The 13,054-nt window shown below is 56.7% G+C and carries 10 protein-coding genes and 2 pseudogenes; 1 reads left to right on the top strand and 11 read right to left on the bottom strand.

The window, feature by feature from the left end; all coding sequences use genetic code 11:
• Positions 1–393 precede the first annotated feature (393 nt).
• The 11 genes and pseudogenes from SLT36_RS25835 to SLT36_RS25885 all read right to left on the bottom strand — a co-directional run bounded on the left by SLT36_RS25835 (position 394) and on the right by SLT36_RS25885 (position 10,880).
• On the bottom strand, positions 394–2,421 hold the full coding sequence (locus SLT36_RS25835; protein WP_432284920.1) for a CocE/NonD family hydrolase: 2,028 nt from the start codon (positions 2,419–2,421) through the stop codon (positions 394–396).
• A gap of 595 nt (positions 2,422–3,016) precedes the next feature.
• Positions 3,017–3,436, bottom strand: coding sequence for a glycine betaine ABC transporter substrate-binding protein (locus SLT36_RS25840; RefSeq protein ID WP_432288486.1), 420 nt, complete (start codon positions 3,434–3,436; stop codon positions 3,017–3,019).
• On the bottom strand, positions 3,319–3,573 hold the full coding sequence (locus tag SLT36_RS25845; RefSeq protein WP_432288488.1) for a glycine betaine ABC transporter substrate-binding protein: 255 nt from the start codon (positions 3,571–3,573) through the stop codon (positions 3,319–3,321). The genes SLT36_RS25840 and SLT36_RS25845 overlap by 118 nt, the downstream gene beginning before the upstream one ends.
• Positions 3,510–4,031, bottom strand: a pseudogene (locus tag SLT36_RS25850) (ABC transporter permease); the annotation flags it as partial. The pseudogene SLT36_RS25850 and the gene SLT36_RS25845, both read right to left, overlap by 64 nt.
• A 241-nt stretch (positions 4,032–4,272) precedes the next feature.
• On the bottom strand, positions 4,273–5,046 hold the full coding sequence (locus tag SLT36_RS25855; RefSeq protein ID WP_432284921.1) for an SDR family NAD(P)-dependent oxidoreductase: 774 nt from the start codon (positions 5,044–5,046) through the stop codon (positions 4,273–4,275).
• Between the two features lie 511 nt (positions 5,047–5,557).
• Positions 5,558–6,628 carry a 2-oxo acid dehydrogenase subunit E2 gene (locus SLT36_RS25860; protein ID WP_432284922.1) on the bottom strand — a complete coding sequence of 357 codons (1,071 nt, stop codon included), beginning with the start codon at positions 6,626–6,628 and terminating at the stop codon, positions 5,558–5,560.
• A gap of 125 nt (positions 6,629–6,753) precedes the next feature.
• Positions 6,754–7,497, bottom strand: coding sequence for an SDR family NAD(P)-dependent oxidoreductase (locus tag SLT36_RS25865; RefSeq protein ID WP_432284923.1), 744 nt, complete (start codon positions 7,495–7,497; stop codon positions 6,754–6,756).
• Positions 7,498–7,629: 132 nt separating this feature from the next.
• Entirely contained in the window at positions 7,630–7,869 is a 240-nt protein-coding gene (locus SLT36_RS25870) for a biotin/lipoyl-containing protein (protein ID WP_292326269.1), read from the bottom strand.
• Entirely contained in the window at positions 7,862–8,818 is a 957-nt protein-coding gene (locus tag SLT36_RS25875) for an alpha-ketoacid dehydrogenase subunit beta (protein WP_432284924.1), read from the bottom strand. The genes SLT36_RS25870 and SLT36_RS25875 overlap by 8 nt, the downstream gene beginning before the upstream one ends.
• A 23-nt stretch (positions 8,819–8,841) precedes the next feature.
• Positions 8,842–9,876, bottom strand: a complete 1,035-nt coding sequence (locus tag SLT36_RS25880; protein ID WP_432284925.1) for a thiamine pyrophosphate-dependent dehydrogenase E1 component subunit alpha — start codon at positions 9,874–9,876, stop codon at positions 8,842–8,844.
• A gap of 332 nt (positions 9,877–10,208) precedes the next feature.
• A complete protein-coding gene (locus SLT36_RS25885) occupies positions 10,209–10,880 on the bottom strand; it encodes a cysteine hydrolase family protein (RefSeq protein WP_432284926.1) in 672 nt (223 codons plus the stop codon).
• Between the two features lie 685 nt (positions 10,881–11,565).
• On the opposite strand from SLT36_RS25885, the pseudogene SLT36_RS25890 reads away from it, so the two are divergent.
• Positions 11,566–12,855 (top strand): annotated as a pseudogene (locus tag SLT36_RS25890) (trimethylamine methyltransferase family protein); the annotation flags it as partial.
• Between the last annotated feature and the right edge of the window lie 199 nt (positions 12,856–13,054).

Below are 13,054 nucleotides of genomic sequence, written 5' to 3' on the forward strand. Positions count from 1 at the left end.
GGTTGGTTCCCCTTGCCGAGTAACTTGCCGGAGGCGTCTTGCCACGGCGGCGGCGCGACCGATGTGTTGGTGCACGGGCTGTGTTTTTCTTTCGAATATACTATTGAGAACGATAGCCGCAGCCGGAAAAGATGTCGGTTGGTATAAATTCAATTCATATCGTGTGTTCCGGCCCCGTTGCCGACGCACCTTCGCTTTAAGAAATTGCGGCTATCGTGTGAACCTCGCCGCTTGGAACGCATCAATATGCTCAACGGGTACCGTCCGCGCCCTAGCGCATCCCTTCACGAGATTTCGTCAGCACCTAGCCCTGCTGTCTGCTTGTTCGATAGTTGGATTGAGCAAAGATGTGAAAGGGTCAGTTTCCCGGCTGAGCGGGGCCAATTCGTCTGTTCAGTTTAAATCCCGACGGAACTCCTTGACGTCGTCTCGTTCAAGCAGAAGCTTGTCGCCTTCCTTCGCCACGATGTGTGTCTCGATGCGCCATATGTCGCGCAGCGCGCGAACAGTGGCCGAGAGCGCAATGTGCACGTTCCAGTTACCGCGGGCGTAAGACTTTTCCCAGATGGAGGTACCGCGCGCCGAGCTCGGATCGTCGGGATGCATGGTAAGTGTGTCACTATGCCTAGCCGAAATAATCATTCCAGTGCGGGGATCCACCACGGTCCCCAAGTCGCTCGCCATGCGGAAAGTTGTCTCGCCCGTAACTTGGTTGGTGATTACCTCGCGACAAAAGGGGTGACCAGGCTTGATAACCTCTCTTGCCATCGGCCGAGCACTTTCCGGCTCCAGAAAGGGCACAAGTTGGGAGTCTACAGCATTCGCCTTACGCACCGGCAAGATCAACCTGCTGGCGGCGCAATGTATAGAGAGACTCGCCCTCTCTGGACTCGGGAAAACAATAGGCCAATGGCTGGTGGCGATGGCGAGTCTTATGCGTTGCCCCTTTTCAACGCGTTGCCCGCATGACCGCAGCTTTAGGCGTATTGCTTCCGCCTTACCCGGCGTCATCGGTTTCAAATCAAGGTCACCGTGGCGATGAGTTAAATTCAGAATGCCATAGCTCACACGGGTGGCTGCGCCGTCCTGGAACACCAGCGAAAGCGTGGCCGATAGGATTGCTACCGGTTTGTCTGAGGAGAGGGTTACTACAAACTCGGGGAAGCCAAGAAGGTCTATCGCCTCCACAAGAGGCTCGGTTTCGAATACCAACGCGTTTCCGGCTTCCATGCGCTGGTCGATTGGCTGGTCGGGCACTGCGCCATACGCGCACCAAACACCTGACGACAGCCCCGCCGTGGATGGCGAGCAGATCGTTAGAACAGCGCCGCTGTCATCTCCTTCGGCAAGGAGACCCGGTGAAAGTGACAGCTGTCGTTCCACGATGCCCGCTGATGGCCAGGAGGGTTCAGCGATCCAACGACCCGGCCGCTCGTCGTAGATCGGGGCGGGGGGCAAAGGATCCTGAATCCACGCGCGCAACATCGGCTCGTCGGCCACGCCGGTGTAGATGCCTTTAAGATACTGGTCCCACCAGCGCAGGCATTCCTGGAGAAAGCCAACACGGGGCCCAGGCATTGCGATGTTAGGGTACTTATGTGCCCAAGGGCCGATCAGGCCTTTTCGAGGTCCCGGCAGGTTCTCGAGCATGCGGAAGATGGCGTTCGGATATGCGTCCGCCCAGCCACCCACGGCATAGACAGGAACCTCGATGTTGGAATAGTCCTCGCATATAGAACCGTGCTTGTAGAAATCATCCCGACGCTGGTGCGCGAACCAGTCTTGCAGCCAGATCCCGTTGCCATTCAGCCGCTCTTCCCACATCTCCCGCCAGCGTTCTCCCACAATAGCTGGATCGGGCGGGGTCATGGCAATCGCCCAAGCTGCTGCCCCCCACATCAAATTTTCGCACATAAGCGCGCCGCCGAAATAGTGACATTCATCCTGGTATCGATCGTCGGTCGAACATAGCGAGATCACCGCCTTAAGTGCCGGCGGACGGCGGGCAGCAACCTGAAGGCTATTGAATCCGCCCCAAGAGATGCCAATCATACCGACACTGCCTGAGCACCAGGATTGATTCGCCAACCATTCGATCACGGCCAGACAGTCGTCCTGCTCCTGTTTGAGATATTCGCCCTTGCAGACCCCTTCGCTATCACCCGAACCGCGCATGTCCACGCGCACACCTGCATAGCCATGCCCGGCGAAGTAGGGATGGTTGAGTTGGTCGCGCTCCACAGTCCCATCCCGCTTGCGATATGGCAGGTATTCGAGAATCGCTGGGACCGGGTCTGCCTCGGCGTCCTCCGGCAACCAAATGCGCGCAGCGAGCTTCACCCCGTCCGGCATTGGAATCCAGACATTCTCGATCTCACGCACGTTTCGGGGGAAGTCGGTGACAACGCGGATATCATCCATGGTCAATCCTTATTTGCGTTCGCGCTTCGGAACTGCCTTCTATGTTGAGTAGAGGGACAGAGAACCCTGCTGGGACCAACGTCAGCGGCAGGGATACCTGGGTTCCTCGAAGGGAACCGACGACCGAGTTGCGAGCGCCGTCCTCCTTCCACCTGGAATAGACGACGAGGCGGGAGAGTCGCAGAGGGAAAAGTTCGCGACTGGCATAAAGCCCATTCATATCGAACGGCACGCTCGATAGCCTTTCGTCTTCCCGAATTGACGCCTTTCGCGCGGACTCAACTTGGTTTCACGTGGATCGCATCAAAAAAAGGCCACGGCCAACACGCCAAGCGCCGTCATGTCATCGATCGGGGTGAGGCTGGCCGCGTCATCGAGCCTTGAGTGGCATCGACTTGCCATCAGCCTAATCTGGGTGCACCTCTCAGTCGTTTGGCGATAAATCTCACACAGGAGATCAGGATTCTGCGATTGCGCAGGATCGTCACGCATCCTCCGGGCTCCACGACTTCATCTGATCTGGCCAACCTGCGGGTCTTCTTCCCGCGACCGCGCGGCCGGCGGATGCCGCCGGCCGATTCTAAACCTCAGAGCCTCACTTGGCAGCCTTGGCTTCAGCGATCCACTTTTCCCAATCAGCGTGGTGAGCGGCGATCCAATCGGTGGCGTGTTTCATGATCTGCTCGTTGCTCTTTTCACCATCGGCAACCTTTTGATTTTCCGCGTTGACGTCCGCAATCGGGATCTGCACGAGCTCAAAGAATTTCTTGGCTTTCGGGTTGGCTTTCAGCCAAGTCGTGTTGGCGATGATCTTCTGGTCGTTCACGGGGAAGCCGAGATTCCCGAGTCCCTCAACAACTGTGTTGCCGGTCTCCCCATCAGGAAGAGAGGTGTTCTTCACGTTGAGCCAGACAACTTCCTTGCCGGGGCGGAGAATGGCAGAGACCCACAGCGGCGTCCAAGTATAGTATAGAGTCGGCTTGCCAGCCTTGATGCGTTCGATCGCGTCAGGAATGATGGCAAAATAGAGCCGCCTTGCTTTTCCTCGACGGTATCACGCAGGCCATAGGCGTCGAGTTGATGCTCGATCACGCGTTCGCAGCCCCACCCCGGTTCGCAACCATAGAGATCTGCCTTTCCATTCCCGTCGATGTCGAAGAGCTTGGCCTTCTCGGGATCCTTGAGGTCCTCAAGATACTTGTTCTGTGACTAGTTGTTAAGGTCACGGCCCTGAGGAGTCCCACCGGACCTTGACGCCAGAGCTCGCCCGGCCTGCGCTTCTGTGTCGACAGCGAATGCGTGAAGCGATCCAGCACGATGGCCAGCGCGACGATGCCCAGGCCTCCAACTGTCGCCAAGCCCACATCAAGACGGCCAATGCCGCGCAGCACCGTCTGGCCCAGTCCTCCAACAGCGATCATCGAACCGATGACTACCATCGACAGCGACATCATCAGCGTCTGGTTGATGCCGGCCATGATGGTGGGTAGCGCAAGCGGCAGCTGAGCCTTCCACAGAAGCTGACGCTCGGTAGCGCCGAAGGCGCGCATGGCTTCGATCACCTCTTGAGGTACCTGCCGTATGCCCAGGTTCGTAAGGCGGATCAGCGGCGCGGTTAGTGGGCCAAATAGCAGGCGATGGCCCATTTTTCCCCAAAGAGATCTCTCTCTAAAAACCTGAAAGTCCACGTTATCCTTCACGCTGCGATTTTAAGCTCTTAGGTGGCTCCGTACCTAACGCACCTGCACCAAATCCACTCACCCAAATCGAAACGCTTATCTTGAATCTAAAGTGACATTCTTACTGGGAGAGGCTGTCGCAGTAGTTCACTTCCAATGGATCGTCCGTCGCTCACATGCATGTATAGCCACCATCAACGGACAGGATAGCTCCCGTGCAATAGCTTGATGCAGGGCTGGCAAGAAACAGAACTGCAGATGCAACTTCATGCGACTCGCCCATTCTTCCTAGCGGAGTCTGCTCTAGCCATCGGTCATATTGAAAGGAGGTTCCGATTTGTGGGGAAACTGTCATCTCTGTGGCCACATATCCTGGAGCTACCGCATTTACCCGCACATTATGCTTTGCCCAGGCACAGGCCAGCGACTTCGTCATCATGTGAATGGCGCCCTTGCTGGTAATATAGGCGGTGTTGTTCTGTGGCTGCGTCACGATCATGCCACACATGGATCCGATGTTCACGATGTTGCCCCAGCGACGGGCGATCATGTGCCGGCCAAAGGCCCTCGCACACCAAAATGCAGCATCCGAATTGACCCGCATCGTTGCCAGCCAGTCCGCGTCGGAAGTATCGAGGGCCTCGGCTATCCGGGCTATACCGGCATTGTTGATAAGGACATCGATCGGCTGTTCGGCATTCAGTTCGTCGGCGAGCGCCGTAACCGCATCCGGTTTTGCCACATCGATGGCGCGATAACTTGCCCGGACACCGCATGATGAGAGTTCCGCTGCAGCGGCAGCAGCGCCATCCGCGTCCAAGTCCGCGATGACAATTGCCGCGCCCGCTTGGCCGAGAGCGTGAGCGATTTCGAGCCCGATACCGCGCCCCCCGCCGGTTACAATTGCGCGCTTGCCGGACAGGTCGAATTTCTTCAGATAATCCATGCTGCCTTTGATCCAAGTTTCAATTTTGGCGTCGCCCCAATAAATTGGCCACGACCACGACCCCGGGGACGCCCGTTGTTGCTTTTGCGAGTCCGCGCCACTTTGCCGGTTACCATCACTAAAACGACCCCCGCGACACGGATACGGAATGACATTGTCCAGTACGGTGAGACAGGGGATCAACATTCTGCCGCAGAAATAACCCGTGTAGGAAGCCTGCCCAACTGTCGTGCGATGATAGGCGCCAGCAATTGTCCTGAGAATGCGCAAAAGGTTTCGCTGGCCTTAAACCCAGCTTATATCCAGCCGTGCACGCGCAAGATTGCGAATACGAACAGCGATGTAAACGGCAGGTCAGATCGCAAATGGAGTTCTTATGGCTGGCGAAACCACAGTCAAACAACAGAAGGCGACTGTGCAGCAGTGCTAACCTGAGACAGTCCCGGCGCCATACCTTCGCCGGCCATAAACCGCAAGCGTTTAGTTGCTAAACTTGGAAGACCCTCATTGCTCAGGCGACCATGCTCATAGGATTTTCAATATAGCTCTTAAATATCTGCAGCAGCTTTGCTCCGAGCACGCCGTCCACACAGCGATGGTCGATGGAAAGTGTAACACTCATCACCGTTGCGATGGCCATTGAACCGCTCTTGACGACTACCTGCTGTCTGCCCGCACCGACTGCGAGAATCGTAGCATGGGGGGGATTGATCACGGCAGCGAACTCTTTGACCCCCATCATGCCCATGTTTGAGATCGATGTCGTGCCGCCTTCATACTCTTCAGGCTTTAGCTTGCGATCTCTCGCGCGTTTGCCGAGGTCCTTCATCTCGGCGGAAATGACTTGAAGGGTTTTCTGTTCAGCCTTGCGTATAATCGGCGTGATCAGACCGCCTGCGATCGAGACTGCTACCCCTATGTCGACGTGCTGGTGTTTAAGGATAGCGCTCTCGGTCCAGGAGACATTTGCGTCCGGAACGTCACGCAGCGCAAGCGCCAAGGCCCTTATCACCATGTCATTGACCGACAACTTGTAGACCGGCAGTCCGTCCGCGGCCCTGGGCGCCGCATCGTTGAATCGGGAGCGCAGTCCCAGAAGCTGATCGATCTCGCAATCCACTGCGACATAGAAATGCGGAATGGTTTGCTTGGAGGTCACCAGACGACGTGCAATCGTCCTTCGCATCCCGTCGTTAGGTACGCGTTCATACGATCCGTCCTCAAACAGCTTAAGAACAGCGTCGTCCGAGACACCGTTGCTTCCAGACAACGCTGCAGGAACAGGTTCTCCAGGTGCGCCGGACCGTTGCCCCGGGGCTGCGGCAACCGAACCAGCTTCAGTCTTGATGGCAAGAACGGCGACCAAGTCCCTGACTTTTAGACCGTTAGCGCCTTCCGGAACCACAATCCTCTCCAAGGTACCGCCGGCAGCGGCCTTGATCTCACCTGTATTGCTACCGCTTGATACTTGAGCCAAAACATCTCCGGCCTTTATGTCGTCCCCTTCGTTGAACATCCATTTTACTATGGTGGCCGCTCCCATATCGGAAGCGAAGGCAGGCATTCTGACGTTGATAGGCATCGGCTCTACTGTGGCTTTTGAGGTATCTGCCGGCTAGCGGTTTGCGGGTTCGGGCTGCTCTGGTTGGGCACGAAGTCCAAAAATCTTCGAGCTGAACGCATGTTGGGCTAAGAAGGCTCAAATGCTCACAGCAACAGTCCGCCGTCGATCGCGATCTCCGCCCCGGTAATGTAGCGGCTCTCGTTCGAGAGCAGGAAGAGAACGAGGTCGGCTACCTCGTCGACCGTGCCGGCCCGCTTGAGCGGAATGAGCGCGTACTGACGCTCTCTGTCGGACGGATCCTCGGCGAGCAGCATCTCGGTATCCACCCACCCCGGGTGGATAGAATTGACGCGGACTCCTGCTGGCGCAAGCTCTAGGGCCGCGCATTTTGTCATCCCTCGAAGGGCCCATTTCGTCGCGGAATAGGCCATACAAGTTCGGCTTCCGCGCATCCCGGCGACAGACGAGATGTTGACTATTGCGCCACCGCCGGATGCCTCGATGAGAGGTGAAACTTCCCGCATACCGAGGAAGCAACCCAACTGATTCACACGGAAGTGCTTTTCCAACAGCGCGACGCTCGTATCCCTCATTGGCAAGGGTTCATAAATTGCCGCGTTGTTGACGAGACCGTGAAGCCCCGTCCCCTTCTCCTCCAGGCAGCGGATCAGGCTTCGCCAGTCTTGCTCGCTAGTGACGTCGAGATGCACGTATGACGCTTTTTCGCCGACAGTCGCTGCGAGTTGTTTGCCCTGCTCGTCTAGGATGTCGCCGATAACAACCCGCCCTCCCTCCGATGCGATCTGGACGGCTTCCGCCGCACCTTGACCTCGAGCTCCACCAGTAATCAAAACCGTCTTACCTTCGAAGCGCTTGTCTTGCGTCATGGTAGTCCCTAGAGCAGCGTGCAGTTGACTCCGAACACCTATCCAATGGGTATGCAGACGTAAGCAGCCAGGGTGGCACTTAAATCGGGCCTCGGAGGTTCTGAAGTTCAATCGGGATGAGTAACGAACTTTCTACTGCTCGGTGTTGATGCGACAGATGACGGTTCCGACTTCCGTCACTGACCCTTCATCAACAAGGATCTCGGCAACCACACCCGCGGTTTCCGCCTCTATCTCAATGTTGGTTTTTTCCGACTCCACTTCGGCCAGAATCTGACCTGGAACGACCGAGGTGCCGACCGAAACATACCACTTCGTAAGATCAACCTCGACCGTCGATGCACCCATCTTCGGGATACGAACTTCAAACATGAGCATAGCTCCTTACGGATAAGATCGCTTCTTCCAGTTGCTGCGGCTTCGGCAGAACAGCAGCTTCGAGCGCAAGATTGAATGGCATGGGAACGTCAGCTCGCGTGACACGCTTGATCGGGGCCTTGAGAGATGAAAACGCCAGCTCCCCTATGATTGCGCTCAACTCGGCGGCGAACCCACAAGTACGGTTCGTGTCGTCGTAAATTACGACGCGGCCAGTTTTCTTGACGGACTTCAACAGCCCTTCCCTGTCAAGCGGCAAGAGAGTCCGAGGATCCCACACTTCGACGCTGATGTTTTTCTCCTGAGAGAGGCGCTCAGCGACTGCTAGAGCCTCGGGCACTAAATGCCCGATAGCAATGACTGTGACATCGGAGCCTTCACGCTTAACGTCACCGCAACCGAAAGGGACGGCATAGATTTCCTCCGGCACCGGACCCCTTTGCGGAAGCGACATGGCTGATGCAATGAAAACGACCGGGTCGTCTTCTCGGATCGCCTGGATCATGAGCCCCTTGGCGTCATAGGCATTCGAAGGGCAAACAACCTTGAAGCCAGCGTGTAGGAGGTACGGATAGGGATTGTCTGAGTGCTGGCCCGCGTTTCCACCCCGCGATCCAGACACCATAAGCGTGTAAGTGATTGGAAGATTTGCTTGACCTCCTAACATCAATCGCATCTTCGCCGCTTGATTGACTAGCTGGTCGAACGCGACGTAAATTAGTGAGGGAACTTGGAACTGAACGATTGGGCGCAAGCCGGCCAAAGCCGCCCCCGTAGCGAAGCCGGTGAACGCTGCCTCGGAAATGGGCGTGTCGAGTACGCGGAGATCGCCGAAAGCGCCATGCAGGCCTTTCGTCTCACCGCGAATTCCGCCTCGAATGTCCTCCCCGATGATCATGACACTCTCATCTGCCCCCATAGCCTGATGGTAGGCTTCGTTCATGGCCTGAAGAAATCTCAGCTGTCTCACGGCTCTACTCCCCATGCCGGAGTGTTCGGATACGGCACGGCATACATGCAATCGAGAGCCTCGGCCGGGTTCGGCGGAGGGCTGCTCCTAGCGAACTCGACACCCCGGTCGATCTCAATGTTGACCTCGGCATCGATAGCATCGATGTCTTCTTGAGCGCACAAGCCACTTTCCATCGTACGCGCTGCCCAAATCTTAATAGGGTCCCGCAACTTCCAGCGATCGAGTTCCTCTTGAGATCGATAGTTCATCTTCATGTGACGCTCGCCTGTATAATGCCCAAAGTAGCGATAAGTCTGACACTCAATGAACGTTGGGCCTTTGCCGGTCCGAGCGCGTTCCGTAGCAGTGAGAGCAGCGTGATAAACGGCTTCGACGTCCATGCCATCGACACACACACCAGGCATTCCGTAGGATTGCGCGCGAACGTAAGGGTCTAGGATCGTGACTTCCTTGAGAGGCGTCGAGATCGCGTACTGATTGTTCTCGCAGACGAAAATGACAGGAAGATCCCAAATCGCCGCGAGGTTCATCGCCTCGTGGAGGACCCCTTGATTGATTGCTCCGTCGCCGAAGAATGAAACAGCAACGCGGTTTTCGCGAGCAGCTTTGAATTTGTGAGCCGCACCACAGGCTATAGGGGCTCCAGCGCCGACGATACCATTGGCCCCGAATATTCCAAGCCCGACGTCAGCAATGTGCATGGAGCCGCCACGACCCTTATTGTATCCGCCCGTTCGCGCGAGCAACTCAGCAAACATTCTGCCAACGTCGCCGCCCTTCGCCAGTGTGTGGCCATGCCCTCGATGGGTACTTGTGACGATGTCTGAGGTCGTGAGTGCGCCGCAAATACCAACCGCAACCGCCTCTTGCCCGCTGTACTCGTGACATACGCCGGCGATCTCGTTGTCATCTACCAGGGTGACAACCCGGTCCTCAAACTGCCTGATGCGCGCCATGTTGTAATACAAACTTCGCGCGAACGGCGCAGGCATAACATTAGACATCGACGCCTCTGTGTTGTGTTCCAAATTGATCTACTCCGGTCAACCCGTTGTCGATATTGCTACTCGATTCCTATCTCCGACCCAGCTTGGCGCGGCACGCGAACCCATTCTAGTTCATACCAGTTCTTTGAAACGCTGATCGCCAGCGTTTCAAAACCAACGTCGCCTAACTCTATTCGAATAAACCATATTCCGGATGTCTCGTAGACTGAAAGGATGGCGTCTGGTATAGACCTGATTGATATCAAGCCTCACAGCCTCTCCCCCCAGATCGGCTGACCGGGCTGGCGGTTGGCATCGCGATATGGCCTGCTTCGAAGGCTTCCAATTGAGAGGCCGTCTATATAGTTGGAGAGTCAAAGGGAGTTGTAGAGCGATTTAACGTTCTCCAGCGTGTAAGCAAATGCAGCCGGCCTATCGAAGCGCCAGGCCTTGTGTGGCATACCCTCCAGAGCCCTCTTGAGGTTGTCCGCGGTGATCACCGAGCCAGCGTACAGCCAGTTGGCCAAGTCAAGCATGGCCGTCATATGCATGAGTTCAGTCGCGGTGCCACAGGCATCCTTGACAATCGTGATGCGGTAGTCGCGCGAAATCGCGTCCCACACCGTCGTTTCCAAACAAACCTCGCTCCAGGCTCCGAACATTATAAGATGGTCCGCATTCAAACGGCGCAGCAAAATCTCCAAATTCGTGTTGTAGAATGCGCTGGGACGCTGCTTTCGTACAAGGATGTCGCTAGATTCCGGTTTCAGGTCGACGTGAATCTCAGCAGCCTGCCCGACGCTATGTGATGGGCGCCCGCCGTCCAAAGCCTCGTGACATAGCGCGTCTACCCCTCTGGGGTCATACCAATTCTGTGTATAGACAATGGGTAGCCCGGCTGCACGGCATGCATCGAGAGCTGTCTTGGCACTCCGCAGAAGCTCTTCTCGATTGTAGATCGGCCATGCCCCATCCGGTTCGATGCAGTCATTTTGTAAATCCACTGCAATGACTACAGTGCGCTTGAACTGATCGGGCAAAGTCATGTCGATGACCTTTCATCTTGTTCACATTGTGCCCAAGGACACCTTTAAAAACAGCCGCAAGTCGTCATAGAACGCTCCGGCGTCGATTGTAACCCATGCACGGGGCGGATCTTCGATTGTCCGTCCAACCGGCTATTTGCAAATTGAGGGCACGCCAGCTGCGTCAGCAACCACCGCAATCGCGATCTGAATGCTACTTCCTTGTCAGATAGTTCAATTCTCAGGTCTGGTCGCGGACCTCTACTGCAATCAGCCGCTCTTATTCCAGCTCTCCCGTGCTTTGACAGGCGGAAAAGATTGCTGCCCGACATAGACCTGCTTCATGTCAAGCTCAAAGCCGCTCGTAGGAGCGTTCAATTTTTACGCTGACAGGTCGCCTGCGGCAAGGGATCGTCGGCCTCGGGCAGCGCCAGGTCCCGAACGGCACGAGAGGAATAACGGAACGATGTCCATAGGTTCTGCAGTTCTCGTGGCGACCATTGGAGTGCTTGGACCGCCAAAGCCTTCGCCCGACGGACCTGAACATAAAGTGGGTTTAAGTCTGGCGAAACCTTTTGCCCCTTCTCAGGCCAATTGCCGGCACCTATCATCATTAGAACAAGTCAGGCACGCCTTCTTAGACGGCGGAGCCACGAGTGTTTAATGCGGGATGCCGGTCGTTCCGCTGTCGCGGGTGAGGCTCTGAATGGACACTGACGTTCCCGTAAACCGACGCCGCGGAGGCCGCTCTTCGGTCGTTGCAGCACGGGAGGCTGAAAGAAAGCCACGTGTGTCAACCATCAAGTACGGCATCCGGCCGGTAGAGGCGGTCACTGCCGAGCAGCTTGAGCGCATCCACCAGGCTTCCCTGGCTATCCTGCGCGAGATCGGGATCGAATTCAGAGACGAGACGGCAATCAGGCAGTGGAAAGAAGCCGGTGCGGATGTCCGTGAACACCGTGTTCGCCTTGAGGGCGACATGGTGATGGACCTCATCTCCAAAGCCCCTCCCCGTTTTGAAATGACGTCTCGCGATCCGTCACAGCGTTTCGAGATCGCGCCAGACACAATGACTTTCGGCGTCATGCAGGGTGCGCCAAATATTCGCGATCTTCAGGGCGTGCGGCGCGCATCCACGATCGAGGATCTCCGGAACATGAACCGGCTGACCCAGATGCTGCCCGGTTTCCATATCGCCGGCGGGTTCACTTGCGAGCCGACCGACATCGCCGTGCCATGGCGCCATCTGCACATCAATCATTCGAGCCTGGTGGAAACCAACATGCCTTTCTTCGGTCTGACGACCGGAAAGCAGCGTGCCGACGACTCGATCGCCATGGGCCAGATCGTGCACGGCAAGGCATTTATGGATCAGAATGCGGTGATGATCGGTCACGTGTCGGGCAACTCGCCGCTTGTCTGGGATTCGACCATGCTGGAAGGCCTTCGCGCCTTCGTCGACGCAAACCAGGTCGTGCTGCTGTCTCCATTCGTGCTCGGTGCCGCCAACACTCCCGCCGACATCCCCGCCACGATCGCCCAGTTGAATGCGGAGGCGCTCGCCGCTCTGGCCTATACTCAGCTTGCCGCGCCAGGCGCCAAGATGATCTACGGTCAATATTCCGTCTCGGTGTCGATGCGCAGCGGCGCCCCCATGTCCGGCATGCCGGAAGTCACTCTGATCAACGCCGTCATCGGACAACTGGCAAGGCGCTACAACGTGCCGTGGCGAACCACTGCGTCTCAATCCTCCGCCAAAACCTTCGATGCCCAGTCCGGTTATGAATCAGCCATTGCCTACATGTCCGGCGCCAGCGCCTGCTCGAACCTTATGATGCATGCCGGCGGCTGGGATGAAGCCGGTCTGGTGTGCTGCATGGCGAAATTCGTCGCCGATGCTGAACAGAACCTGCTCATCGAGAAATACGCCCGGGGCATATCATTCGAATATTTCGAGGATGCGCTCGAAGCTGTGCGCCGCATTGGCCCCGGCGGCCACTATCTCGGAGACTCCTTCACGCTCAAGCGCTTCAAGGATGCGTTCATCGCGCCGGAGAATCCTCGACTACCTAAGCTACGAGCAGTGGAAGGTCAAAGGCTCCAAGGACATGGCACAGCGCTGCAGGGAGAAGGCGAAAGCAATCATCGCGAGCTACGAGCAGCCGCCGATGGACCCCGCCGTGCGCGAGGAACTC

This window comes from Aminobacter sp. BA135, from assembly GCF_050859125.1.
GTDB lineage: Bacteria > Pseudomonadota > Alphaproteobacteria > Rhizobiales > Rhizobiaceae > Aminobacter > Aminobacter ciceronei.

Coding starts and splice junctions, on each gene's coding strand:
- SLT36_RS25835 (WP_432284920.1), bottom strand. CDS start 2,421: ATGGATGATATCCGCGTTGTCACCGACTTCCCCCGAAACGTGCGTGAG.
- SLT36_RS25855 (WP_432284921.1), bottom strand. CDS start 5,046: ATGGATTATCTGAAGAAATTCGACCTGTCCGGCAAGCGCGCAATTGTA.
- SLT36_RS25860 (WP_432284922.1), bottom strand. CDS start 6,628: ATGCCTATCAACGTCAGAATGCCTGCCTTCGCTTCCGATATGGGAGCG.
- SLT36_RS25865 (WP_432284923.1), bottom strand. CDS start 7,497: ATGACGCAAGACAAGCGCTTCGAAGGTAAGACGGTTTTGATTACTGGT.
- SLT36_RS25870 (WP_292326269.1), bottom strand. CDS start 7,869: ATGTTTGAAGTTCGTATCCCGAAGATGGGTGCATCGACGGTCGAGGTT.
- SLT36_RS25875 (WP_432284924.1), bottom strand. CDS start 8,818: ATGAACGAAGCCTACCATCAGGCTATGGGGGCAGATGAGAGTGTCATG.
- SLT36_RS25885 (WP_432284926.1), bottom strand. CDS start 10,880: ATGACTTTGCCCGATCAGTTCAAGCGCACTGTAGTCATTGCAGTGGAT.